23 protein-coding genes, 1 tRNA gene and 1 pseudogene are annotated in these 24,622 nt (G+C 38.7%); 16 read left to right on the top strand and 9 right to left on the bottom strand.

From position 1 onward, the window contains the following. The first annotated feature begins 7 nt into the window (after positions 1-7). The 15 genes and pseudogenes from KGMB01110_RS07700 (at position 8) to KGMB01110_RS07620 (ending at position 13,282) form a co-directional block, all read left to right on the top strand. Complete coding sequence (locus KGMB01110_RS07700; RefSeq protein ID WP_005611098.1) at positions 8-397, top strand: conjugal transfer protein; 390 nt, start codon at positions 8-10, stop codon at positions 395-397. Continuing rightward, positions 384-2,836, top strand: a pseudogene (gene tcpF / locus KGMB01110_RS07695) (conjugal transfer ATPase TcpF). Before KGMB01110_RS07700 ends, tcpF begins: the two are co-directional and overlap by 14 nt. Further along, positions 2,833-4,980 (top strand): CD3337/EF1877 family mobilome membrane protein, encoded by a 2,148-nt coding sequence (locus KGMB01110_RS07690; RefSeq protein ID WP_119297958.1) that lies wholly within the window; start codon positions 2,833-2,835, stop codon positions 4,978-4,980. Before tcpF ends, KGMB01110_RS07690 begins: the two are co-directional and overlap by 4 nt. After that, positions 4,977-5,984, top strand: a complete 1,008-nt coding sequence (locus KGMB01110_RS07685; protein ID WP_119297957.1) for a bifunctional lytic transglycosylase/C40 family peptidase — start codon at positions 4,977-4,979, stop codon at positions 5,982-5,984. The genes KGMB01110_RS07690 and KGMB01110_RS07685 overlap by 4 nt, the downstream gene beginning before the upstream one ends. Positions 5,985-5,998: 14 nt before the next feature. Next, positions 5,999-6,901 (top strand): conjugal transfer protein, encoded by a 903-nt coding sequence (locus KGMB01110_RS07680; RefSeq protein ID WP_119297956.1) that lies wholly within the window; start codon positions 5,999-6,001, stop codon positions 6,899-6,901. A 263-nt stretch (positions 6,902-7,164) separates the two neighbouring features. Continuing rightward, a complete protein-coding gene (locus KGMB01110_RS07675) occupies positions 7,165-7,791 on the top strand; it encodes a hypothetical protein (RefSeq protein ID WP_119297955.1) in 627 nt (208 codons plus the stop codon). 138 nt (positions 7,792-7,929) lie between these two features. After that, positions 7,930-8,532 carry a hypothetical protein gene (locus tag KGMB01110_RS07670; RefSeq protein ID WP_119297954.1) on the top strand — a complete coding sequence of 201 codons (603 nt, stop codon included), beginning with the start codon at positions 7,930-7,932 and terminating at the stop codon, positions 8,530-8,532. A 37-nt stretch (positions 8,533-8,569) separates the two neighbouring features. Continuing rightward, positions 8,570-8,941 (top strand): hypothetical protein, encoded by a 372-nt coding sequence (locus tag KGMB01110_RS07665; protein WP_119297953.1) that lies wholly within the window; start codon positions 8,570-8,572, stop codon positions 8,939-8,941. 17 nt (positions 8,942-8,958) lie between these two features. Beyond that, positions 8,959-9,474: a hypothetical protein gene (locus KGMB01110_RS07660; RefSeq protein ID WP_118319782.1), complete on the top strand. Its 516-nt coding sequence runs from the start codon at positions 8,959-8,961 to the stop codon at positions 9,472-9,474. A 53-nt stretch (positions 9,475-9,527) separates the two neighbouring features. Further along, entirely contained in the window at positions 9,528-9,935 is a 408-nt protein-coding gene (locus KGMB01110_RS07655; RefSeq protein ID WP_055200598.1) for a hypothetical protein, read from the top strand. 25 nt (positions 9,936-9,960) lie between these two features. Beyond that, positions 9,961-10,185 carry a sporulation initiation factor Spo0A C-terminal domain-containing protein gene (locus KGMB01110_RS07650; RefSeq protein ID WP_005334915.1) on the top strand — a complete coding sequence of 75 codons (225 nt, stop codon included), beginning with the start codon at positions 9,961-9,963 and terminating at the stop codon, positions 10,183-10,185. 239 nt (positions 10,186-10,424) lie between these two features. Continuing rightward, the gene (locus KGMB01110_RS07645; RefSeq protein WP_005334925.1) at positions 10,425-10,844 is read left to right on the top strand and encodes a sigma factor-like helix-turn-helix DNA-binding protein; all 420 of its coding nucleotides are present in this window, start codon (positions 10,425-10,427) and stop codon (positions 10,842-10,844) included. A gap of 57 nt (positions 10,845-10,901) precedes the next feature. Further along, positions 10,902-11,090 (top strand): helix-turn-helix domain-containing protein, encoded by a 189-nt coding sequence (locus KGMB01110_RS07640; protein ID WP_005334926.1) that lies wholly within the window; start codon positions 10,902-10,904, stop codon positions 11,088-11,090. Positions 11,091-11,593: 503 nt separating this feature from the next. Next, positions 11,594-11,794, top strand: a complete 201-nt coding sequence (locus KGMB01110_RS07625) for a helix-turn-helix domain-containing protein (RefSeq protein ID WP_226814520.1) — start codon at positions 11,594-11,596, stop codon at positions 11,792-11,794. A 21-nt stretch (positions 11,795-11,815) separates the two neighbouring features. Continuing rightward, complete coding sequence (locus KGMB01110_RS07620; protein ID WP_119297952.1) at positions 11,816-13,282, top strand: site-specific integrase; 1,467 nt, start codon at positions 11,816-11,818, stop codon at positions 13,280-13,282. Between the two features lie 232 nt (positions 13,283-13,514). On the opposite strand, the gene KGMB01110_RS07615 is transcribed toward KGMB01110_RS07620, so the two are convergent. The 6 genes from KGMB01110_RS07615 to KGMB01110_RS07590 all read right to left on the bottom strand — a co-directional run bounded on the left by KGMB01110_RS07615 (position 13,515) and on the right by KGMB01110_RS07590 (position 18,364). Continuing rightward, positions 13,515-13,591 (bottom strand) — tRNA-Arg (locus tag KGMB01110_RS07615). A gap of 219 nt (positions 13,592-13,810) precedes the next feature. Then, positions 13,811-14,686, bottom strand: coding sequence for a DUF3881 family protein (locus tag KGMB01110_RS07610; RefSeq protein ID WP_119297951.1), 876 nt, complete (start codon positions 14,684-14,686; stop codon positions 13,811-13,813). 11 nt (positions 14,687-14,697) lie between these two features. Beyond that, the gene (serS, locus tag KGMB01110_RS07605) at positions 14,698-15,984 is read right to left on the bottom strand and encodes a serine--tRNA ligase (RefSeq protein ID WP_117889711.1); all 1,287 of its coding nucleotides are present in this window, start codon (positions 15,982-15,984) and stop codon (positions 14,698-14,700) included. Between the two features lie 110 nt (positions 15,985-16,094). After that, positions 16,095-16,652 carry a DUF4446 family protein gene (locus tag KGMB01110_RS07600; RefSeq protein ID WP_117602908.1) on the bottom strand — a complete coding sequence of 186 codons (558 nt, stop codon included), beginning with the start codon at positions 16,650-16,652 and terminating at the stop codon, positions 16,095-16,097. A 21-nt stretch (positions 16,653-16,673) separates the two neighbouring features. After that, positions 16,674-17,597, bottom strand: coding sequence for a ParB/RepB/Spo0J family partition protein (locus tag KGMB01110_RS07595; protein WP_119297950.1), 924 nt, complete (start codon positions 17,595-17,597; stop codon positions 16,674-16,676). After that, positions 17,588-18,364, bottom strand: coding sequence for a ParA family protein (locus KGMB01110_RS07590; protein WP_119297949.1), 777 nt, complete (start codon positions 18,362-18,364; stop codon positions 17,588-17,590). Before KGMB01110_RS07590 ends, KGMB01110_RS07595 begins: the two co-directional genes overlap by 10 nt. A gap of 989 nt (positions 18,365-19,353) precedes the next feature. On the opposite strand from KGMB01110_RS07590, the gene KGMB01110_RS07585 reads away from it, so the two are divergent. Next, entirely contained in the window at positions 19,354-20,325 is a 972-nt protein-coding gene (locus KGMB01110_RS07585) for an alpha/beta fold hydrolase (protein ID WP_117602905.1), read from the top strand. Positions 20,326-20,432: 107 nt separating this feature from the next. Here the strand turns inward: KGMB01110_RS07585 and rsmG are convergent, their stop codons facing one another. The 3 genes from rsmG to mnmE form a co-directional block, all read right to left on the bottom strand. Continuing rightward, positions 20,433-21,146: a 16S rRNA (guanine(527)-N(7))-methyltransferase RsmG gene (gene rsmG / locus KGMB01110_RS07580; RefSeq protein ID WP_119297948.1), complete on the bottom strand. Its 714-nt coding sequence runs from the start codon at positions 21,144-21,146 to the stop codon at positions 20,433-20,435. A 104-nt stretch (positions 21,147-21,250) separates the two neighbouring features. Then, complete coding sequence (gene mnmG, locus KGMB01110_RS07575; RefSeq protein WP_117889703.1) at positions 21,251-23,227, bottom strand: tRNA uridine-5-carboxymethylaminomethyl(34) synthesis enzyme MnmG; 1,977 nt, start codon at positions 23,225-23,227, stop codon at positions 21,251-21,253. Continuing rightward, a complete protein-coding gene (gene mnmE, locus KGMB01110_RS07570; RefSeq protein ID WP_119297947.1) occupies positions 23,193-24,578 on the bottom strand; it encodes a tRNA uridine-5-carboxymethylaminomethyl(34) synthesis GTPase MnmE in 1,386 nt (461 codons plus the stop codon). The genes mnmG and mnmE overlap by 35 nt, the downstream gene beginning before the upstream one ends. Positions 24,579-24,622 lie beyond the last annotated feature (44 nt).

The raw sequence follows: 24,622 nt of genomic DNA, 5'->3' as shown, positions 1-24,622 counted from the left end.
ACTACAAGTGAAGAAAATCCGAAGTTATACAAGTATCTGGAACGTGGAAAAGGTACTGTATGCCATCAATGATGTCAACCTGCCATTCCCTGTGACCTTTACCCAGATTACATGGTTTGTGCTGACGGAATTTATCATCATTCTGTTTGCAGACGTACCGCCACTTTCCATGATTGAGGGTGCATTTTTAAAATATTTCGGGATTCCCGTTGCCCTTACATGGTTTATGTCACAGAAAACCTTTGACGGGAAAAAGCCATACAGTTACATCAAGACGATGGTTCTGTATGCCCTGCGTCCCAAAGTGACTTATGCCGGAAAAGCCGTGAACCTGCATAAGCAAAAATTTGAGGAAACTATCACGGCAGTAAGGAGTGTGACCTATGTTCCCGATTAAATATATCGACAATAACCTTGTCTGGAATAACGACAATGAGGTGTTCGCCTACTATGAGCTGATACCGTACAATTATTCATTCTTATCCCCAGAGCAGAAATACCTTGTGCATGACAGCTTCCGTCAGCTTATAGCACAGTCCCGTGAGGGAAAGATTCATGCGTTGCAGATTGCAACCGAAAGTTCAATCCGAAGCATACAGGAACAGTCAAAGAAGCTGGTAACAGGAAAATTAAAGGAAATCGCCTATCAAAAGATAGACGAACAGACCGAAGCCCTTGTATCCATGATAGGTGATAATCAAGTGGATTACCGTTTCTTTCTGGGATTCAAGCTCATGGTCACAGAGGACGAAGTCAATCTGAAGAACATCAAAAAATCGGTATTTCTGACATTCCGTGAGTTTTTGAATGAGGTAAGGCACACGCTGATGAATGACTTTGTTTCCATGAGCAATGATGAAATCAACCGTTATGTGAAGATGGAAAAACTGCTGGAAAATAAAATCTCCCGTAGGTTCAAAATCCGCCGACTGGAAGCCAAAGACTTTGCGTATCTGATGGAACACCTCTACGGCAGGGACGGGATAGCCTATGAAGATTATGTGTATCCTCTACCCAAAAGAAAATTAAAAAGAGAAACTCTGATTAAGTATTATGACCTTATCCGTCCTACCCGTTGTGTGGTGGAAGAAAGCCAGCGATATTTGCGTCTGGAACATGAGGACAGCGAAAGCTATGTATCCTACTTTACGGTCAATGCCATTGTCGGGGAGCTGGACTTCCCATCATCGGAAATCTTTTATTTCCAGCAACAGCAGTTCACATTCCCTGTGGATACGTCCATGAATGTTGAGATTGTCGGAAATAAGAAAGCCTTAACCACTGTCCGTAATAAGAAAAAGGAATTAAAGGACTTGGACAATCACGCCTATCAAGCCGGAAATGAAACAAGTTCAAATGTGGTGGAAGCCTTAGACAGTGTCGATGAACTGGAAACAGATTTAGACCAGAGCAAGGAAAGTATGTACAAGTTAAGTTACGTCATACGGGTGTCTGCACCCGATCTTGACGAACTGAAACGCCGTTGTGATGAAGTCAAGGACTTTTACGATGATTTGAACGTGAAGCTGGTACGTCCTGCCGGAGATATGATGGGACTGCATGGAGAGTTTCTTCCAGCCAGCAAACGTTATATCAATGATTATATCCAGTATGTGAAATCCGACTTTTTAGCCGGACTTGGTTTCGGTGCTACTCAGATGTTGGGCGAAAATACAGGAATCTATATCGGATATTCCGTGGATACGGGAAGAAATGTCTACCTGCAACCGTCCCTTGCCAGTCAAGGGGTAAAAGGTACGGTCACAAATGCGTTGGCTTCTGCCTTTGTGGGTTCGCTTGGTGGTGGAAAATCATTCTGCAATAACCTGCTGGTATATTATTCCGTCCTGTTCGGTGGACAGGCGGTTATCCTAGACCCGAAAAGTGAGCGTGGGAACTGGAAAGAAACTCTGTCGGAGATTGCAGAAGAAATCAACATTGTAAACATTACCAGTGATTCCAGCAATCAAGGGCTGTTAGACCCGTATGTGATTATGAAAGATGTCAAGGACGCTGAAAGTCTTGCCATCGACATTCTTACATTCCTTACAGGAATTTCTTCAAGGGACGGCGAAAAGTTCCCTGTCCTTAGAAAAGCTGTCCGCACGGTATCCCAGAACACAAACCACGGGCTGTTGCAGGTCATTGAGGAACTGCGAAAAGAGGATACCGCCGTATCCCGTAACATTGCAGACCATATCGAAAGTTTTACGGACTATGATTTTGCACAGCTTTTGTTCTCGGACGGTTCGGTGGAAAATGCAATCAGTCTGGATAACCAGCTCAACATTATACAGGTCGCAGATTTGGTTCTGCCGGATAAGGATACCACCTTTGAGGAATACACGACCATTGAACTGTTGTCGGTATCCATCTTAATTGTTATCAGTACCTTTGCCCTTGACTTCATTCACAGTGACCGAAGCATTTTAAAATCGTGGACTTGGACGAAGCATGGGCGTTCTTAAATGTGGCACAAGGAGAAACACTCTCAAACAAGCTGGTGCGTGCTGGTAGAGCCATGAACGCCGGAGTTTATTTCGTGACACAATCCTCTGGGGACGTATCGAAAGAAAGCCTGAAAAATAACATCGGTTTAAAGTTTGCGTTCCGCTCCACAGATACTAATGAAATCAAACAGACCTTAGAGTTTTTCGGACTGGACAGTGAGGACGAAAACAACCAGAAACGGTTGAGGGATTTGGAGAACGGACAATGCTTAATGCAGGATTTATACGGGCGTGTCGGCGTGGTACAGATACACCCTGTCTTTGTAGAACTGCTCCATGCCTTTGATACCAGACCGCCGATAAAAAGTGAGGTGGATTTGGAATGATGAAATCTGTCACAAAAGAAAAGGTATTCCATGTACTGAAACTGGTTCTGCTTGCCGTGACCGTCACGCTGGTACTGCTGTCCCTGCTTGGGACGGTGGCTCATGCGTCTGGACTGGTCGATGATACGGTCAATGCAGACAACCTGTATTCAAAGTATCCGCTTTCCAATTATCAGCTTGATTTCTATGTGGACAATAGCTGGTCTTGGCTTCCGTGGAACTGGCTGGACGGCATTGGAAAATCGGTGCAGTACGGGCTTTACTGTATCACAAATTTTGTCTGGACAATCAGCCTGTATCTTAGCAATGCCACAGGGTATGTGGTGCAACAGGCGTATAAGCTGGACTTCATCAATGACATGGCAGACAGTATCGGGAAAAGTATCCAGACACTTGCCGGAGTGACCGAAAACGGATTTTCCAGCAGTGGGTTCTATGTGGGATTCCTGCTCATTATCATTCTGATTGTAGGTGTTTACATTGCCTATACAGGACTTCTCAAACGGGAAACCAGCAAGGCACTTCACGCCGTTATCAATTTTGTGGTGGTGTTCATTGTGTCTGCGTCCTTTATTGCTTATGCTCCCAATTATATCCAGAAAATCAATGATTTCAGTTCGGACATCAGCACCGCTTCTCTGGACTTGGGGACAAAAATCATGCTCCCCGATTCACAAAGCAAAGGCAAGGACAGCGTAGACCTTATCCGTGACAGCCTGTTTGCGATACAGGTAGAAAAACCGTGGCTGTTATTGCAGTTCGGGAACAGCGATACCGAAGAAATCGGGACTGACCGTGTAGAAGCTCTGGTATCTGCCAGCCCGTCCGATGAAGATGGGGAAACAAGGGAAAATGTTGTAAAAACAGAGATTGAGGATAACGACAATGACAACCTTACCATTCCGCAGGTCGTCAACCGTCTTGGCATGGTGTTCTTCCTGCTCATTTTCAATCTCGGTATCACAATCTTTATCTTTCTGCTTACCGGCATGATGTTATTTTCCCAGATACTTTTTATCATCTATGCCATGTTCCTGCCTGTCAGCTTTTTAATGTCCATGATACCAACCTATGAAAACATGGCGAAACAGGCAGTTGTCCGTGTGTTCAATGCCATTATGACAAGAGCTGGAATTACATTGGTTGTGACGGTGGCATTTTCGATTTCCAGTATGTTCTACAATATCTCAACAGACTATCCGTTCTTTATGGTGGCATTTTTGCAGATAATCTGTTTTGCCGGAATCTACATGAAACTCGGAGAACTAATGAGTATGTTCAGTCTGAATGCCAATGACAGCCAGCAGATAGGTCGCCGGATATTCCGTAGACCGATGGTGTTCATGCGACACAGGGCAAGACGTATGGAACGCCGACTTGCAAGGGCTGTGGGTACAGGAAGTATGGTCGGAGCTGGTGCTGGTGCAGTCGCTGGTTCTACTTATAATCACTCTCGTTCTACACATAAAAATACGCCAGGCAGACCACAAAGGAATAATGATATTTCCGTGGGAAGCCGTGTCGGTTCTGCGGTAGGTGCTGTAATGGATACAAAAAATAAAGTCCGTGACAGTGCTTCTTCTCTGAAAGAAAATGTGAAAGACTTACCGACACAGGCTGGTTATGCTGTTCACTCTGCAAAACAGAAAGCAAAGGATAATGTATCGGACTTTAAGCGTGGCGTTGTGGAAGAACGGGAAAACCGACAGGAACAGCGTACACAGAAACGCAACCTGCACAGGGAAAATATCTCACAGAAAAAGCAGGAATTACAGAAAGCACAGGAAGCAAGACAGACAGTTCATGCGAATGGATCAGCGACAGCCGGAGCTACCAGAAGCCATGAACGCCCTGTTGCCACACCTGTTCCAAAACCTGCACAGACCGATACAGTTACTAAGCCGGATATGAAACGTCCTGTTACTTCTTCTGTGATAAAAAATGCAGAAGTCAAGGCTGGAAAAGAAAATGTCCGAACCAATATCAGACAGGAACAACAGGTCAAATCTGTTGCCAGAACGAATCAGTCAAACGTAGCGGAATCCAGAAGTAATCAAAAGAAAACAACCGTACAGAAACAGGTCAACCAAAAACAAAATCGTAAGACTGTTACGAAGCAACCAGAGAAAGGACGGAAAAAATGAGATTAAAGCGTATCCTTATCATAGGTACGATATTTCCAGTCCTTTTTTCCATCGTCCTCTTTTTCGGGATATTGATTTCCGGCGAAGATGACGACAGTTCCGACAGCTATTCGCCTGTCTATTCTGGCATGAACCTGTCAGCCGATGTCCTCAAACATCAGCCGATGGTAGAAAGATACGCCAGAGAAAACGGTATCTCGGAGTATGTGAACGTCCTGCTTGCCATTATACAGGTGGAAAGTGGCGGTACGGCTACCGATGTTATGCAGTCCAGTGAAAGTCTGGGACTACCGCCAAACTCATTAAGTACAGAAGAATCCATTAAGCAGGGGTGTAAATATTTTGCGTCCCTGCTTTCTTCCTGTAAAGCCAAAGGTATGAATGACATTAACGTGGTCATTCAATCTTATAACTATGGTGGTGGCTATGCAGACTATGTGGCGAAGAACGGGAAAAAGCACAGCTTCAACCTTGCAGAGAATTTCGCAAAGAATAAATCCGGCAGTGCAAAAGTAACTTATACGAACCCAATAGCGGTCAGTAAAAATGGTGGCTGGCGTTATAACTACGGGAATATGTTTTATGTGGAGCTGGTCAACCAATATCTGACTGTGAAGCAGTTCAGCAACGAAACGGTACAGGCGGTTATGAATGAAGCATTGAAGTATCAAGGCTGGAAATATGTCTATGGTGGCAGTAACCCGAACACCTCTTTTGACTGTTCTGGACTTACCCAGTGGTGCTACGGAAAAGCCGGAATCAGCCTGCCACGAACTGCACAGGCACAGTATGACGCAACCCAGCATATTCCATTGTCACAGGCACAGGCTGGCGATTTGGTCTTTTTCCATTCCACCTACAATACCAGCGACTATGTAACCCATGTAGGAATCTATGTGGGAAACAATCAGATGTACCATGCCGGAAATCCAATCGGCTATACCGATTTGACCTCTGCCTACTGGCAACAGCACATCATTTGTGCCGGAAGAATCAAACAATAGAAAGGACTTGAAATATGTTTAAGAAAAAAGAAAAAACAGAGAAAGCACCTAAGAATAAGAAAGTGCATACCATGAAAGTCGGGACACATAAGAAATCTGTCCTGCTGTTGTGGGCGGTGCTTCTGGCAAGCACCAGTTTTGGTGTGTATAAGAACTTTACCGCCATTGACACCCACACGGTACATGAAAAAGAAATCATTCAGCTAAGATTGAACGATACCAACGGTATTGAGAATTTCGTCAAGAACTTTGCGAAAGCCTACTACTCATGGGATACCAGCAAGGAAGCCATTGAAGCAAGGACAACGGAAATCAGTAAATACCTTACCAAAGAATTACAGGACTTGAACGCCGATACCATCAGAACCGATATACCAACCAGTGCTACGGTTACAAATGTGCTGGTCTGGAATGTAAAGCCGTCTGGAACGAACGATTTTACCGTTGCCTACGAAGTAGATCAGCAGGTAAAAGAGGGAGAACAGACACAGGCAGTCACAGAAAACTACACCGTGACCGTTCATGTGGATAAGGACGGTGCAATGGTCATTACCCAGAATCCTACCCTTGCTCCGGCAGTGCAGAAATCAAAGTATGAACCGAAAGCACAGGAAGCCGATGTCAGTGTCAGCTCCGATTCAGTCAAAGACGCTACCGCTTTCTTGGAAACATTCTTTAAGCTGTACCCGACAGCTACGGAAAAGGAACTTGCCTACTATGTCAAAGACGGTGTGCTTGCCCCTGTATCTGGCGATTATGTATTTTCAGAACTGGAAAACCCTGTCTTTACCAAAGATGGCGATAATCTCAAGGTCAGTGTGTCTGTGAAATATCTGGACAACAAATCGAAAATGACGCAAATTTCACAGTATGAGCTTATGCTTCATAAGGACGATAACTGGAAGATTGTAGAATAAATATTACAGCAGAATAGTATGGAAAGTTGTTATTTAATCTATACTATTTTGCAATCTATTATAATATTTTAAGGCAATTTCTAAAGCGATAAATATGTAGAAAAATACATAAATACTGTGTATAATGAAAAAAAAGACAAATCGAAAGTTGCAAAAGAGAATAATGAGAATTACTTAACTAATGAGGAACAGCACAAAATCATAATTAAGGATTATGATATGTTGTTTGAATACAGAGAATAGCAAAAAACGGAGGAAAAATCATGAAAAAACGCACTCTTACTGTACTAGTTGTTGTGTTAGTATGCACATTCTTGACGGCGTGTAGTAAAGAAATAGACACTGTGACGGAATCTGTAAACGAAAAGGAAAGTAGTGTAATAAAGAACCCTACAGTTTTAGAAGATACAATAGAAATTGTTTTTCCAGAACAGTTTAAAGGATTGTCTGGGTATGATGAAGAAGCACTAGTTGACTATCTTAAAGAAAACAGTGACGGAAATTATCAGAAAATCGAATGTATTGACGGACAAGTTAATATGGTTGCTACTCAGGAAGAAATTGAGTATTGGAAAGGATATGTTGAAAAACATATAGATGATCAAAAGGCAGTATTAACAGGTATCAATCAGAAGTATGATATGTGTTGTAATGATTCATATAACACTATTAATATGTACTATGATCAAGAGCTTTCATTTAAAAAAGCTTTTTCATGCGTTGGAAAAACAGCTATATATTGTGCCATGTATCAGATATTAGATGGCAATCCTGATTATTCAATTTATCTAAATATTTATAATGTCGATACAGGGAAATTAGTAGTTGGCGGAAATCTAATGAATGAAGAAGTTTCATATACAGATGAGGACTGGGAAAAAACTTTCTAGAGAAAAGAAAAATTTTATGTTTTGTAATAAGATGGATTTCTATTAGAATGACAATCTGGTATGACATATTACTCTGACAGGCTATAACTTCCAGTTTACAGAATCAAGAAAATTGAAATTTGAGGAGGAGATTGTTGTATGGATATAATAATTCCACTACTTATAGTATCGGTTCTTATCGGAATTCCAACATGGTTAATTGTTCACACTGTGAACAAAGCTGATAAAAGCACGATTATTTACTCACCGGAAGAAGTGACTAAAAAACTTCGCAAAGGATTCTATTTGTCATTTTGGGGGATAGATTTATTGTTTGGAGCGATTCCTTTGTTTGTTCTTATACTTTGCGACCTTCCTAGAGTTTTTCAATTTATCGTTCCGGCTGTAGCATTTGTCGTTGGATTTATCATGTTTTTTATTGGAAGAATTCAGGTCGGGCTAATGACCAGATACATAAATTTTTGCAACAGAGAGAGAACGGAATTTGAGGAATGGGTTTTGCAAGTTATGCTGGGCATCGAGGAAGCAGCCATGAGAAGAAATGGAATAAATTCCATAACAAAAGTAATTCCTGGTGTTACAGATGACATGCTTTCAGCCATGAACAGTACAGGTATCATCAGTGGTTATATGGAAGTCGGAAGAGTTTACACTGGAAAAAATATATTAAAAAATCACTGGCCAATAATTAGTATTATAGTGGCAATTCTAATCTCTATTGTAATTACTGTAACAAGATAATTTTTATAGGCAGAAAAAATTAGGAGAAGTTAGGAATATGCAGAAAAGAGACTTAATCCAAGCGAATGCTTCATTAGAAAATCTACGACAGAACTTGGACATGAAGGATTTTGCAAAAGAAATATTACTTGAGGAGAATTATAATAAATTTATAAGATCATACAAATTTACATTTTGGCTTCAATTAATCGGTGTATTAGCTGGATTTATAGTGCCATCAGTTGTTCTTCTTATTATTTTTAAAGAGTTTATTTACTGTGCTTTTGGTGCAACTATAGGAATTTTTTGGATGTGTGTATGGATGATGCTAAGTATGGTAATTCCCCCGACAAGGATATATCGAAAATTTGCAAAGTGGTATAGGAAAAGCGATGTGTCTATACGCGACTTGGATGAGATATTTTATTGAAGGGGACAGAAAAATAGATGGAGATGAAAAAGGAATCTAATATATTGACTGAGGAAAAACCCAAATACATAATATCGCTAAAGAAGAGATATAGAATTCTTTATATCGTTATGTTTGCCTTATTTTTGGTGTGTACGATGTATTTTGGAGTGATATCACTTTGTGCAGGTACAGATACGATGATTTTTGATATTGGAATCACAGTTATTTTTCTTATATTTTTATTCTGTTTTTTGCATGGTTTAACAAGAAAATGTGAAAGATACAAAGGCAAAGTTGTGTATTCATTTTTCTTAACAAAGAGAGAATATAAATTGTCAGACATTGCATTCTCTAATGAAAAAATTGAAGAGTTTTATAAAGATTATGGAGATGGAAATGTAAGCAGCAGTTGGGATAAGGTCACGATTTTCTATAATAAACAAGGTGAAAAGCTTTTTAAATTTGGCTTAGCTTATGATAACGTTCAGTTATTAGTAAGAGATGTCAAAAATACACAGAGAAGTATTTCGAATCAGAAAAAGAAGAATTAGACAACTTCCAGCTTGTAGAGCTGAACAACCAAAGTTTGAAAGGAAAATGTATAATGACCAAAGAACAAATAATTGAAGAACTAAAAAAATCAGCAAAGCCTTATGAAGAGTATTATCTTGATGATGAAATATTAAGTGCTATGCTTTCATATCAAAATCCTTATGAATTTGTAGAGCCAATTTTAGAAATTATATCCACTAATCCCTCAGTTAATTTTGGAATGCCCGGTGATTTAGTTCATTTTGTAGAAAAGTTCTATAAAAAGGGATATGAAGAATTGTTAATCAATTCCGTCAGAAAAAATCCAACTTCACATAACATTTTAATGCTTCACCGTTGCTATAATGATATAAAAAATCCAAACCGTAATGAATTTGCAAAAGTTGTTAAAACACTAAAGAATGACAAATCAGTCTCCAGCGAAATCAAGAATATCATTGATGAGTATGATTGGGATTAAATTTCTTCAGAAAGGTTGTGGTTAAATGTTGGGTATCAAAAAACGAGATACAAAACAAGTTTTTAAAGCGATTGCACATCAACAGGGTGTTTCTGTATCAGAAGTAAAGGAACGTATTCAGTCAACCATTGATGAAATGTATTACAGCGATGACCCAGATGTGCAAGCTGAATTTTCAAGTTATTTCGGAAAGAAACGACCTACACCAGAAGAATACGTTTATACGATGGCAACAAAAATTAAATACTGATTTTATGAAAAATCATCACTTCTTTAACCTGTACATTAACTGTGCAGGTCTTTTTTTGTCTTTTTTTATCGAATTGAATAATTTTTACCTTTCTCATCGGCTTATATATTGAGGGCAAATATAAATTTTATCTAAAATAGCGATTATTTTTTCAAATCACTTAGCAACTGCCCTGTTTTTTTCTTATATGGAGTGGAAAGAGGGATAGATACAAAACAGCACAGGGAGGAGGTGAGAACGTGAAACCATCTGACTTCCAGAAAACTGTAATGTGTCGTTTTGATAGTTGTTTAAAAAAAACTGTTTTCGGAGTTGTAAAAGATTACTACAAAGAGTTGAAAAAGAATCAAGCAGAAGCTATCCCCTTTTGTGAGCTTCCCGACATTATCATAGATAAAGTTGCTATATGGGATACATATAAAACGGATTACACGACTTTCAATATATGTGGACATGACATTTATGTATATGACGATGAGCTGGCAAAAGTCATTAAACAATTATCTGACCGTTACCGTGAAAATGTACTTATGTACTATTTCTTGGATATGAGTGATACGGAAATTGCAAAATTGCAGAATATATCCCGAAGTGGTGTATTTCAAAACCGACACTATGCATTAAAACAAATGAAAAAGTCATTAGAGGAGGAAAATTAGTATTTGAAACAAAAACGTTCGTATAAGAAGCCATCATTTTATGTGATTTCATCGGCTATGGACGGCGACAAAATTTCCATTGATAAAATCTTAGATTTCTATGACCCGTATATATCAAAAAGCTGTATTCGCCCATTATATGATGAATACGGAAATGTATATATCGCTGTGGATATGGAGTTAAAAGGTCGTATCAGAGAAGCCATTATGAAAATGATATTGGAATTTGACATAAAAATTGAATAGGTAATATCTGCGGAACGCTTCATATAAGCACTTCCCTCTTTCCTGTTCCGCTTACTTCTTAGCTTGTCATTCTGTATCAGTCTATTTAACAAAACAGATTGATACAGGCTGACAAGAGCCTAATAGTTCTTTGACAACTGAATAATGCAGACAGATACGTTTGTGCTTGCAGTGAGCCATCAGAGATTGTACGCCGTGACTTTTCCAATCGGGAGATAGCGATTCATGCAATGATCTGGGAGCGACCGTTGGAAAAGTCGTTCTGCCATGACCTGCAACACAGGATAATGATACACCCGTATGACACGGTTCAGCCCACAGGAATGGGAATGGTTGAGATACCAGTGGAGCTTGCCAAAGCCATTTGTCTGCATATAAAAAGTATTAGCAAAAGTGTTAGCAACGGCAAAAAACATATCCGCAAGAGTTATTGATATGCTATAATGACCTTGTTAAACGTATGTATTTTGCTGTTATCACACGGAAAGGAGTTATTATTACTCGTGATAAGTGATACATCAAATACAGAAACTCCTAAAAAGGAGAAAAAGACATATACAGTAGAGGAAATTGCAGAACAATTATGTGTGAGTAAAAAAGTGGCTTACGCATTGGTTAAAAGTGGACAGTTCGCTTATGTTCGTGCTGGTAGAGCCATACGGGTATCTAAAGATTCTTTCGATAAATGGTTAAATCAAAATTAACTGTTAAGGAGAGAATATATTATGGCTTCAATCAAAAAAAGAAAATCAACATTTTCCGTTATTTACTGGTATTTAGACAATGCAGGAGAACGTAAACAGAAATGGGATACGTTAGAGACAAAGAAAGAAGCAAAGCAGAGAAAAGCATTTGTTGAGTATTATCAAGAAAAATATGGTTATGTGATTGTTCCCTTAGAGGAACAGTTTGCACGCCAGATTGATGAATCGAAAAAAGAACTTGATAGTACCGATGAAGATATTACGCTTTGTGACTTTTTAAAAATATTTGTCAATCTCTATGGTACGTCAAAATGGTCGCCTAGTACATTTAGTAGCAAAGTCGGTACTATCGAAAATTACATCAATCCACTTATCGGGGATTGGAAGTTAAATGAGATTACCACAAAGAAATTATCTGCCTACTACAACGATTTATTGAGTGTTCCAGAAGTACCCAGAGCTAACAGAAAAGCTACTGGACGTTGCGTACAACCTGCCAATATCAAGAAAATACACGACATTATACGCTGTGCATTAAATCAAGCAATCCGTTGGGAATATATTGATACCAACAAGCGTAACCCTGCTTCATTAGCAACGCTTCCTAAAGTTCCTAAGGTAAAAAGAAAAGTATGGAGTGTAGATACATTCCGTGAAGCAATTCAGCAGTCAGACGACGATTTATTAACCATCTGTATGCATTTGGCGTTTTCCTGCTCAATGCGTATTGGAGAAATTACAGGTCTTACATGGGAAGATGTAGTTATTGATGAACAATCCATTGCAACGAATAACGCAAGGGTAATCATCAACAAAGAGCTTTCCAGAGTAAATGCACAAGCTATACAGAAATTAAAGGAAAAAGATATTATCAAGATTTTTCCGACACAAAAGCCACATTGCACAACAAGGCTTGTATTAAAGACACCAAAGACAGAAACAAGTAATCGTACCGTATGGTTGCCAAAAACAGTAGCGGAATTATTGGTGCAGTATAAAAAAGACCAACAAGAATTACAGGAATTTCTAGGAGACGCTTATAACAATTACAACCTTGTTATAGCTTTGGAAAATGGGAATCCTGTTGAAAGCAGAATTGTGAGAGACAGATTTCAAAAGTTATGCGAACAAAATGGCTATGAAAAAGTTGTTTTCCACAGTCTACGTCATTTATCCACAGGATACAAATTGAAAATGACCAACGGCGATGTAAAATCAGTACAAGGCGATACAGGTCATGCAGAAGCAGAAATGGTTACAGACGTTTATTCAGAAATCATAGACGAAGATAGACGTTACAATGCTCAAAAGATGGACGAACAATTTTATTCCACTCTAAACCATGATTCAGAAATGCAACCACAAAATGAGGAAGTTCAGCCAGAAAACAACGGCTTATCAGACAGTGATATGGAGCTTTTACAGCTTTTAAAATCACTTACGCCGGAGATGAAAGAAATGCTTTTGAAACAATCAGCTTCAAAGTAATTTTTCAAAAGTGTTAGCAAATCTTCAAAAATCTGCTGATATTTTTTCAAAATAAAAAAAGTGTTAGCAAACTCTTCTACTCAAACAGTCACAAAAATATCGAATTACAAATTCTGAAAATCAAAAGAAATTGCAAAATATAAATTAAATATGTTCTTATCCGGCAGGTTATAAGCCAAAAAACAAAAGAAGCTGAAAACCTCGATAAATCAAGGCTTTCAGCGTTGTTTGCTGGCGTCCCAGACAGGAATCGAACCTGCGACGTTTCGCTTAGGAGGCGAACCCTCTATCCTACTGAGGTACTGAGACTTATTTAATTGTAATGGAGCAATTTTCAAATTTATTTCATAAATCGCTTCCAAAAGGGGATTGCTCCACCTGACCCTTAGGAGGCGCTTGTTATATCCATTTAACTAAGGGAACTCAAGAAAGGTTTGCTTTATCAGAAACCCTTAGTCATTGTATCACTGGCTTTTAGAATTTGCAATCTAAAATTCTTCCTGAAAATTCAATTCTAAAAATTCGATTCTAAAAATTCAATCTGCCCTGAAGCCAGATATTTCCTTTAAACCGTCTCCCCACTTCCGGTTCTCCCAGCAACTGATCTACCGGTACACAAAGATCAAAAATCAATTCATTTACATCCAATCGCATCCGGTACAATTCTTTTCCTGTTTTCCAGTTCTGCATTTTCTCCAGTTCAAGAATCACACCCAATATCGCATATTGGTCACATTCTACACCGTAAGGCATAATATACGTATCTACGATACTCAGTACATCTTCTGTTACCAGTCTTCTGGATACTTTCGAATAAGTATCAATGTCATCTAAAGTCAGTGTTTCGATTGCGGACTGATCTCCGTTTCTTGCTGCATTTAACAGACGTTTTCTGTTGTTTTGCTCTTCCACCTTGTTTTCTGCAGCTCTTTCGATTTTTTTGACCGGAAACAGAATCCTTCCCTCGTTTGCCAGCGCGGAAAATGTAACCGTCACTTCCTGTGCAAAAGAGGTGCGAAGCCTTGCCTCTTTCATATACTCTACTCCGTTTTGTATATGAAAAATCAGGCTGATTCCTACCTTCTCATCTTCGCAGATTCCTACATATGCTTCTTTATCCATTCGATGTTCAATGGTCACATCCGCATAAGTGGTAACGCCTTCTCCTTCCATGTACGGAACATAATATTCCGTCTCGAAGGATTCTTCTTCATCCATTTCCCCACAGAGAATCATTCCGATTCTGTCACCGTATTCTTTCCGGTATTCGCAGAAATCCGATTCTCCCTGGTAAGAAATGATCATTTGATCTGTAAATGTATTTTTTGTTTCTGCCAGTAATTCTTTTAATTCTTTTCGGGTCTGAATTTCTTCAAACCCGATTGATTTTAAATATTGATGCATATGCCTTCCTTTTAGTTTTTCGGAACAATGACACTATTTCCACCCATATATGGTCTTAAAGCTTCCGGAATCTTTACACTTCCGTCTTCCTGAAGATTGTTCTCCAAAAATGCGATCAACATTCTCGGCGGTGCTACAACAGTGTTGTTCAGTGTATGTGCAAAATATTTTCCATCTTTTCCTCTTACGCGGATTCCAAGTCTTCTTGCCTGTGCATCTCCAAGATTGGAGCAGCTTCCTACTTCAAAGTATTTCTTCTGTCTTGGAGACCATGCCTCTACATCCACAGATTTCACTTTCAGATCAGCCAGGTCACCGGAACAGCATTCCAGTGTACGTACCGGAATATCCATGCTACGGAACAGATCCACGGTATTCTTCCACAGTTTATCATACCAGTCCTTGCTTTCTTCCGGTTTGCATACCACGATCATTTCCTGTTTTTCAAACTGATGGATTCTGTACACACCACGTTCTTCGATACCATGTGCTCCTTTTTCTTTTCGGAAACACGGAGAATAACTGGTCAGTGTCTGCGGAAGCTGTTCTTCTTCCAGCATTGTATCAATAAATTTACCGATCATCGAATGTTCGCTGGTTCCGATCAGATACAGATCCTCACCTTCGATCTTATACATCATGGCATCCATTTCTGCGAAACTCATAACGCCTGTCACTACATCACTTCTGATCATGAATGGCGGTACACAGTAGGTAAATCCTCGATTGATCATAAAGTCTCTTGCATAAGCGATCACTGCAGAATGAAGTCTTGCAATATCACCCATCAGATAATAAAATCCATTTCCAGCAACTCTTCTTGCGCTGTCCAGATCAATTCCATTGAATCTTTCCATAATTTCGGTATGATACGGAATCTCAAACTCCGGAACAACCGGCTCACCAAAACGCTCAACTTCCACATTTTCACTGTCATCTTTTCCGATCGGAACAGACGGATCAATGATATTCGGAATTGTCATCATGATCTTTTTGATTCTTGCTTCCACTTCTTTTTCTTCTGTGGATAACTGTTCAATCTTATCCCCGCTGGCAGCTACGATCTTTTTAATCTCCTCTGCCTCTTCTCTTTTCCCCTGTGCCATACAAGCACCGATTTCTTTGGATTTCTTATTCTTCTCTGCACGAAGTGCTTCCACTTCCTGCTTAATTTCACGATTTCTCACATCCAGTTCAAGAACTTCGTCTACCAACGGAAGTTTCTCATCCTGAAACTTATTTCGGATATTCTGTTTTACAATCTCCGGATTTGATCTAACAAACTTAATGTCTAACATGTCATTCTTCCTCTCTTTTTCCTTTTGTTATTTTTTTACAATTTCATTTTTTGTTACTGGCTTTGTAATCTTTATAATTTATTTTATGAGTTCTTTTACGTAACTCAGGATCAGTTTTCTTTTCCCTTTTTATTTTCCCTCTTACCTTTGGATTCCTTTTTTACCGGTTCCTCTACCTCAAGTCCGTAGGCTTCCTGGTAAATTGCCCGATCCAGAGACTCTGCTTCTTCTTCTGCCAACTCAATATAACTTTCTCCGTTGACAATTTCTTTAATATAAGTGTAGCATCCCTCTCGGCTGTGCATTGCATTAATGATCCATCCATTATTGTTTCCGTCAAGCATTGTCAACGCAAAACTCAAATTACCACCCATCTCATGAAATGCATCATATTTTACAATTCCAATTTTTTGGAAGTTATCCGCCAGAACTTTATTTAACTGTTTAATATCCTGTCTGTTCTGTTTTGCCACATTTTTTAACGCTTCAATATCTTCAAACCGCATCAAAATGCTCTCTTCCAGAGTTTTACCATCTTTTCCTCTCATAAACGAAGAATAACTGCTTTTTAAACGATCATACTTCATATTCACTCTTACAAGCAGGAATAAAAGTACTACTTGCAACAGAAAGAGCAGTATGATCAATATCATGGTTGTGTTTCCCATTCTTTTTTCCTTTCTGCCCGATTATGAATTCTGTTCTTTTGCAGACATTATAAGTTCGAATATACGTTCGAGCTCATCCTGTGAATAATATTCTATTTCTATCTTACCTTTTCCTGATTTTTTCTGATGAATATTGACCTTTGTTCCGATCACTGATTTCATTTTATCTTCGATATCAGCATAAATGAAGCTGTTTTTATCTTCGACTTCCTTCGTAGTATCTTCCTTTTTTGGATTTTTTAAAGCTTTTACAAGTTTTTCCGTTTCACGTACACTCAGCTTTTCATCAAAAATCTTATTTGCCAGTATGTACTGCTGTTCTTCATCATCCAACGCCAGCAATGCTCTCGCATGCCCCGTAGTAATCATTTCATCCACGATCATTTGCTGAACTTTTTCACTTAATTTCAGCAATCTCATGGAGTTTGTAACTGCTGTACGGCTCTTGGAAACTCTTTCCGCCACTTCATCCTGTTTCAGATTAAATTCTTCCAACAGTTTCTTAAATGCCATAGCTTCTTCAATCGGATTCAAATTTTCACGCTGGATATTCTCAATCAAAGAAATCTCAACGACTTGCTGATCCGTATATTCTCTTATGATGACCGGAACTTCTTTCAGACCTGCTTTCTTCGCTGCTCTCCATCTTCTTTCTCCGGCAATAATTTCATAATAATCTTTTCGCTTTTGTACGATCAAAGGCTGTAATATTCCGTACTGCTTAATAGAATCCGCCAGTTCCAGCAATGCATCTTCATCAAATTCTTTTCTTGGTTGCTCCCTGTTTGGCTCTACCTGATTAATTGGAACCAACTGTTCGCCGGATTCATTCACATTTTTTTCTGATTTTTCTTCTTTTTTCCCCGTTGTAGCTGATTTATTGACAGCTTTATCTGGAATCAGACTATCCAGACCTTTTCCTAATCCGCTTCTCTTTACTGCCATTCTTCCTCTCCCCTATGCATAACTTCCTCTGCTAATAGTTTGTAACTCTCCGCACCTGCCGATTTTGGATCATATAGATTGATTGGCATTCCGTAACTCGGTGCTTCCGCAAGACGAATATTTCTCGGAATAATCGTTTTATAAATTGTCTGCTGAAGATTATCCTTTACATTTTCTACTACTTGCAATGACAAATTCGTTCTGGCATCATACATGGTAAACACGACGCCTTCTATCTCCAGTTTTGGGTTCAAACGATCCTGCACCAGTTCGATTGTATGTATTAACTGACTCAATCCTTCTAATGCGTAATATTCACATTGAATCGGCACAAGAACAGTATCCGCCGTTGTCATCGCATTAATCGTCAACATGCTCAACGCCGGAGGACAATCGATGATCACGTAATCATATCTGTCCTTTACCTTTTCCATTGCGTTTTTTACGATAAATTCTTTATTATCCACACCGATCAGTTCAATTTCTGCAGCGGAAAGGTCTATATTGGATGGAACTACATCCAGATTTTCAATTGCATCCTTACAAATGCACTCTTCTATATCACTTTCTCCCACAATCAGGGTATAAATATTATTTTCTGCATTTGTTTTATCAACACCGAGTCCACTGGTCATATTTCCCTGTGGATCCATATCAACTGCAAGCACCTTCTGTCCTGCACTTGCCAAAGCTGCTGATAAATTAATTGCAGTTGTTGTCTTTCCCACTCCACCCTTTTGATTGGCTATTGCAATTACTCTTCCCATTATTTATACTCCTTTCCAATTGCTTTTCTATTATAACATACTCTTTTTCATGTTTCACGTGAAACATCCATTTATTTACGTTTATTTATAATTTTTTGATGTTTTAATTTTTATATTTCATTACTTTCCATCATTTTTTATATTTCAATTTTCTAAAGCTTTTTTATTTCGTCGTGGATATACCCTCATTTTTTAATTGAAAGTTTACTTTTTATATTTTTCTCTACGTTTTTAATGTTTCACGTGAAACACGTGTTACATTTAATCTTCAATTTTATAAATCTATATTTATCAATTTCAGAGTATATATAAACTCACTTCATCTATCAAGAAACATTTTCAATCTCTTCTCCTATATTTCACTTGAAATATTTTTTATTTAAGCTTTATAATTTAAAATGGAATATTCCTTTTTCTCACTTTGCATTTTCACTTACATTCACGCTTATCTCCGCTTTTATATTCATACCTGCTTTCATTTGCAATACGATTTGTTTTCAATATGATATTATAGATTGTCAAATATTCAATTTTCCGTTCTATATTCCATCTCTATATTATAGTTTCTGAGATCTGTTACTATCTTTCTGATGTTTCACGTGAAACATGCGTATTTATTTTCACTTTGATGTCTGAAACCTGCCATTTTCGATTCTAAGTATCCATCTCTCCAGATTTTCTTGCATTTTCATAATTTTTCAAAAAAATCACATTGTAAATTTCTCTTTTTTATGTTTCACGTGAAACATTATGTCATAATATTATTTCATCTTAATTACGTTGCATATTAATGTCATCATCTACATTACATATTGCTATAATTATCTTCATTTGTATCACTTGTTGATGCTCTTCTTCCATTTTTATAAAAAATCATCTTTAGAACTATTCTTATTCTTAAAACAATTTTCAAAGATTCTTTCTTTTATTGATTCTTCAAATGTAGTATAATGATAACAAATCTAGTTATAAAAGGAAGTGAGAACAATATGTCCTCTAAAAACAAATTAAAATCCACTTTATTGTTTGCCGGTGCTACAACTCTGGCAATTCATCTGTTCAACAAATATATTGCTCAGTCTGCATTATTAAACCAGATATTCAAAAAGGAAAACAACACTTATTATGATTCAGTTTTTGGAAAAATCTATTATAAAAAAGAAGGTTCCGGCAGTCCTGTATTGCTTATTCATGATTTTAATCTTGGAAGTTCTTCATATGAATGGGCGAAAGTACAGGATGCTTTATCTGAAACACATACTGTCTACACCATCGACTTGCTCGGATGTGGACGATCAGATAAACCTCAAATGACATATACAAACTACATTTATGTAAAACTGCTGACAGATTTTATTAATCATGTAATTGGAGAAAAAACAGATCTCATTGTAACCGGAGAAAGCAGCGCATTTGCACTCATGGCCTCATCTCTGAAATCTTCCGAAAATTTTGGAGATTTAATTCTTGTTAACCCTGCAAGTATCCTAAGATTATCAAAATCACAGGCTAAATACTCCAAATACTTAAAGAAATTGATCTGTACACCAATTTTCGGTACATTTATTTATAATCTTGCGGCGAGCAGAAAGAATATTACTTCTTCTTTCAAGAATAAATATTATGAATCCGGAAGTAAATTAACTGAACGAGAAATTGATACTTATTACGAAGCAGCTCATTTAGATCAAAATAAATCAAAATACTTGTTTTCCAGTATCATTTCAGGTTATATGAATGTAAACCTACTCTTTGGACTGCAACAGCTTGAACAGAATTATAACGGTCAGGTTACCATTTTGGTTGGAGACAGTAATCCCGAAAACATTACAACTGCTGAGGCATATCAGAATAAGTTGAATTCAATCAATATCAAGGGAATTCCAGATACCAAACATTTGCCGCAACTTGAGAATCCACAGGCTGTCACTTCCGTAATAGAAGAACTTCTGGATAAATAAAAGAAAAAGGAGTTCCGATTCTTTTCGGAACTCCTTTTTAACTCCACTTTCATTCCACTATTTAATATGATTCTACAAGAAACTCAAAAAAATCCAACGTTTTTTACCTATCCCCGCTTTATCGGTTCTTTAGAAGGAAGTCCTGCTTTCCTTGGATATTTCTTCGCCGTATTTCTTTTCTTTCTGATTTTCACAAACGAACGATGAATTTCTGTTTCTGGAAGCTGAAATTTGACCACATCTTCCAACTCGCCACCCAACGTCTGAATGGCATACTCACTTTCTTTTAACTCTTCTTCTATTTCTCCTGACTTATAAGAAATAAAGAAACCATTCACTCTTACATATGGCAGACAATATTCACTCAATGTAGACAGATTTGCTACTGCTCTTGACACACATAAATCAAATTTTTCCCGATAATCCACATTTTTTGCATAATCTTCCGCTCTTCCGTGGATAACTTCTATTTTTGTCAACCCAAGTGTGGATATTACTTCCTGTAAAAATTTCACTCTTTTATTCAAAGAATCCAGTAATACAACTTCTAATTCCGGAAATACAATTTTTAAAGGAATTCCAGGGAATCCCGCACCGGTTCCCACATCAATCAATCTTGTTGCTTTTTCCGGATCAAATGCTTTCACCAATGCCAGACTGTCCAGAAAATGTTTTTCATTTACTTCTTCATATTCTGTAATCCCAGTCAGATTCATTACCTTATTCCATTCAATCAGCAAATCATAATACTGCTGGAACTGTCCCTTCTTCAGTTCTGTAAGCTCTATTCCGATTTCTTTTAACTGACGATCAAACTTCATCCTACCATCCTTTTTTCCAATTTACTTTCTACTTTTCTTTCTGCTTTCACTTAACTCTTCTGTTAACAAGCTCCGCTATAGCTATACATTATCTTTGATATTTACTAGTTTGCCTTTAAGTAAACTAAAAGAACTGAAATATCCGCCGGTGATACCCCTGAGATTCTGGATGCCTGTCCGATAGAATCCGGTCTCAATTCTTCCAGCTTCTGTTTTGCCTCGATTCGCAGACTTGGAATCTCTGCGTAATTTATATCAGCCGGAATCTTCTTTTCTTCCATCTTCTTAAACTGCTCAACCTGACGTTCCTGACGCTTGATATATCCTTCATACTTCACATGGATATCCACCTGCTCAATCACATCTTCCGGCAATTCTGGACGTCCTTCATCGATTTCTTCCAATATCTTATAGGACAACTCCGGACGTCTCGCAAGCTCAACCAGTTTAATTCCGGATGTCAGAGGTGTACTGTTGTTTTTTTTAAGAAAATTCTGAATTTTCTGAGAAGTTCCGATATTTACATGTTGTATTCTGTCTATTTCATTTTTAATCAATTCCTGTTTTTTTAACAGATTTTGATATCTTTCCTCAGAAATCAGGCCGATTTCATGACCGATCGGTGTCAGTCTCTGGTCTGCATTATCCTGTCTTAACAGCAGTCTGTATTCTGCTCTGGACGTCATCATCCGATAAGGTTCATGACTTTCTTTTGTTACCAGATCATCGATCAGAACGCCAATATACGCCTGAGAACGATCCAGTACGATTCCTTCTTTCTTCTGCAGTTTTCTTGCCGCATTGATTCCGGCAATCAGTCCCTGCGCTGCTGCTTCCTCATATCCGGAACTTCCGTTGAACTGTCCTCCGCTGAACAAACCGCTGATATTTTTAAATTCCAGTGTACTCTTCAACTGTCTGGCATCAATACAGTCATATTCAATTGCATATGCATTTCGAACAATTTTTGCATGCTCTAGCCCCGGAACGCTTCGATACATTGCATACTGTACATCTTCCGGAAGGGAGCTGGACATTCCTCCCACATACATTTCATTAGTATGCAGTCCTTCCGGTTCAATAAAGACCTGATGTCTCTTCTTATCCGCAAATTTTACCACTTTATCTTCGATAGACGGACAATATCTTGGCCCTGTTCCTTCGATCATTCCGGAATACAACGGAGAACGATCCAGATTATTTCGAATAATCTCATGGGTTGTCTCATTTGTATATGTCAGCCAGCAGGATGCCTGGTCTTTTTGGATAGAATCCGGATCCGTTGTAAAGGAAAACGGAACGATTCTTTCATCTCCGAACTGTTCTTCCATCTTACTGAAATCAATGGATTTTTTATCAATTCTGGCCGGCGTTCCCGTCTTAAAACGATACATCCGTATTCCAAGACTTTTCAGGGAATCCGTCAGATAGTTTGCCGGCTGCAATCCGTTCGGACCAGTATTGGTGCTGACTTCTCCGTAAATACATCGGGCGCGGAGATAAGTTCCTGTACACAAAACCACGCATTTACAACGATAAATTGCACCGGAATAGGTCTGAACCCCTGTAATCCTGCGAAGCTTTTTTCTTGTTTCAGATACATTTTCTCCACTCTCAAATTTTTCAGAACTGCTGACACCAGATTTTTCTATCTTTTCCACTTCTTCCGTCAGGATCTCTGTGACTTCCATCTGGCGGATATCCAGATTTTCCTGCTCTTCCAGTACCTTTCTCATGGCTCGTCCATACTCTGCCTTGTCAGCCTGGGCACGCAGTGAATGAACTGCCGGACCCTTTGACTGATTCAGCATCTTAGACTGGATAAACGTCTGGTCGATCACTTTTCCCATCTCTCCGCCCAAAGCATCCAGTTCTCTGACCAGATGCCCTTTGGAGCTACCTCCGATATTCGGATTACATGGCATCAGCGCAATACTGTCTACGCTGACCGTAAACATGACCGTCTTAAATCCAAGTCTGGCACAGGCAAGTGCCGCCTCACATCCGGCATGACCGCCACCGATCACAGCCACATCATACTCATCTTTATTTTCCCATACAGAATTTGCTGAATATTTCATTTACTAAATCTTCTCCTATCGAATCACCTGTAATACTTCCCAACGCCTCATATGCATCCATCAGATCTATGGTAAAGAAATCCTCCGGCATCTGCATGTGAATACTTTCCAATACCTTTTCCAGACTTTCACATCCGCGGATCAGTGCATCTTTCTGTCTCAGGTTTGTAATATATATTTCATCGTTAAATGAAATGTCCCCTTTTAAGAACATCTCTGAAATTCTTTCTTCCAGTTCTTCCATTCCCTTATGATCTTTCACCGAAATCTCCAGAATCGGAACCTCCGAAATTCCATGTCTTTCCAGTTCTTTTTGCAGGATTTCCTTCGTAATCACTTCATTTAAATCGGTTTTATTCATTAAAATGATGGTTTTTCCTGCAGAAATATAATCAAAAATCATCCGGTCGCTTTCATCCAGCTCTCTGGAACTGTCTGCCACATAAAGGATTAGATCCGCATCCCTCGCACATTCTTTCGCCCGGTTGACTCCAATCTGCTCCACCTTATCTTCTGTATCCCGGATTCCTGCCGTATCCATCATATTCAGGCACAGTCCTCCGAACAGTATCTTTTCTTCCAGTACATCCCTGGTCGTTCCTTCTATCTCCGTAACAATGGCTTTTTCATGTCCGGAAAGAAGATTTAACAGGGAAGATTTTCCTGCATTCGGCTTTCCTAAAATAACCGTATTAATGCCTTCTGTCAGTATTTTTCCGTTGTCTGAGGAACGAATTAATTTCTTTAGTCTTTCGATTAATTCATCCACGACTTTTTCTAAAGTCTCTCCATATCCGTCTACACTGATATGTTCCGGATCATCCAATGCAGTCTCAATAAACGCCGTATGGTAAAGAATTTTATTTCTTATGTCTGATATTTCCTCTCGAACGCTACCTTTTAACTGTCCGATAGAACTCTTTAATGCATATTCATTTTCCGAGTGGATCACGTCAATCACTGCTTCTGCCTGGGACAGATCCATCTTTCCGTTCAAAAATGCTCTCTTGGTAAACTCACCGGGTTCTGCCGGTCTGGCTCCATACTTGATCACTGTCTCCAGAATTCTTCTTACCACGTAAGTTCCACCATGACAGTTGATCTCCACTGTATCCTCGCCTGTGTACGTTCTGGGGGCTTTCATTAGCATCACCAGAACTTCATCCACCGTCTCTTCCCGATCCTTTATGAACCCATAACGGATTGTATGGCTGTCTGCATTTTTTAATGATTCTTTTCCTTTATAAATTCGATCTGCAATCTCGATTGCCTCCGGACCACTGATCCTTACGATCCCAATTCCCGAATTCGTCATTCCTGTTGAAATCGCTGCAATTGTATCCTTTTCCATTTTCATTTCCTCCCGGAACATCATCCACAATATTATAGTAGAAA

Origin of the sequence: Mediterraneibacter butyricigenes, assembly GCF_003574295.1 — a bacterium.
Lineage (GTDB): Bacteria > Bacillota > Clostridia > Lachnospirales > Lachnospiraceae > Mediterraneibacter_A > Mediterraneibacter_A butyricigenes.
The sequence above is the reverse complement of the archived record's forward strand: the minus strand, read 5'-3'. Positions and strand labels throughout refer to the sequence as shown.

What these genes read in the sequence shown, in the direction of transcription:
- KGMB01110_RS07610 (WP_119297951.1), bottom strand. Translation starts at nt 14,686, where the DNA reads ATGCATCAATATTTAAAATCAATCGGGTTTGAAGAAATTCAGACCCGA.
- KGMB01110_RS07690 (WP_119297958.1), top strand. Translation starts at nt 2,833, where the DNA reads ATGATGAAATCTGTCACAAAAGAAAAGGTATTCCATGTACTGAAACTG.
- KGMB01110_RS07655 (WP_055200598.1), top strand. Translation starts at nt 9,528, where the DNA reads ATGACCAAAGAACAAATAATTGAAGAACTAAAAAAATCAGCAAAGCCT.
- serS (WP_117889711.1), bottom strand. Translation starts at nt 15,984, where the DNA reads ATGTTAGACATTAAGTTTGTTAGATCAAATCCGGAGATTGTAAAACAG.
- KGMB01110_RS07665 (WP_119297953.1), top strand. Translation starts at nt 8,570, where the DNA reads ATGCAGAAAAGAGACTTAATCCAAGCGAATGCTTCATTAGAAAATCTA.
- KGMB01110_RS07640 (WP_005334926.1), top strand. Translation starts at nt 10,902, where the DNA reads ATGGACGGCGACAAAATTTCCATTGATAAAATCTTAGATTTCTATGAC.
- KGMB01110_RS07585 (WP_117602905.1), top strand. Translation starts at nt 19,354, where the DNA reads ATGTCCTCTAAAAACAAATTAAAATCCACTTTATTGTTTGCCGGTGCT.
- KGMB01110_RS07595 (WP_119297950.1), bottom strand. Translation starts at nt 17,597, where the DNA reads ATGGCAGTAAAGAGAAGCGGATTAGGAAAAGGTCTGGATAGTCTGATT.
- KGMB01110_RS07675 (WP_119297955.1), top strand. Translation starts at nt 7,165, where the DNA reads ATGAAAAAACGCACTCTTACTGTACTAGTTGTTGTGTTAGTATGCACA.
- KGMB01110_RS07680 (WP_119297956.1), top strand. Translation starts at nt 5,999, where the DNA reads ATGTTTAAGAAAAAAGAAAAAACAGAGAAAGCACCTAAGAATAAGAAA.
- KGMB01110_RS07590 (WP_119297949.1), bottom strand. Translation starts at nt 18,364, where the DNA reads ATGGGAAGAGTAATTGCAATAGCCAATCAAAAGGGTGGAGTGGGAAAG.
- mnmG (WP_117889703.1), bottom strand. Translation starts at nt 23,227, where the DNA reads ATGAAATATTCAGCAAATTCTGTATGGGAAAATAAAGATGAGTATGAT.
- KGMB01110_RS07660 (WP_118319782.1), top strand. Translation starts at nt 8,959, where the DNA reads ATGGAGATGAAAAAGGAATCTAATATATTGACTGAGGAAAAACCCAAA.
- rsmG (WP_119297948.1), bottom strand. Translation starts at nt 21,146, where the DNA reads ATGAAGTTTGATCGTCAGTTAAAAGAAATCGGAATAGAGCTTACAGAA.
- KGMB01110_RS07650 (WP_005334915.1), top strand. Translation starts at nt 9,961, where the DNA reads ATGTTGGGTATCAAAAAACGAGATACAAAACAAGTTTTTAAAGCGATT.
- mnmE (WP_119297947.1), bottom strand. Translation starts at nt 24,578, where the DNA reads ATGGAAAAGGATACAATTGCAGCGATTTCAACAGGAATGACGAATTCG.
- KGMB01110_RS07685 (WP_119297957.1), top strand. Translation starts at nt 4,977, where the DNA reads ATGAGATTAAAGCGTATCCTTATCATAGGTACGATATTTCCAGTCCTT.
- KGMB01110_RS07600 (WP_117602908.1), bottom strand. Translation starts at nt 16,652, where the DNA reads ATGGGAAACACAACCATGATATTGATCATACTGCTCTTTCTGTTGCAA.
- KGMB01110_RS07670 (WP_119297954.1), top strand. Translation starts at nt 7,930, where the DNA reads ATGGATATAATAATTCCACTACTTATAGTATCGGTTCTTATCGGAATT.
- KGMB01110_RS07620 (WP_119297952.1), top strand. Translation starts at nt 11,816, where the DNA reads ATGGCTTCAATCAAAAAAAGAAAATCAACATTTTCCGTTATTTACTGG.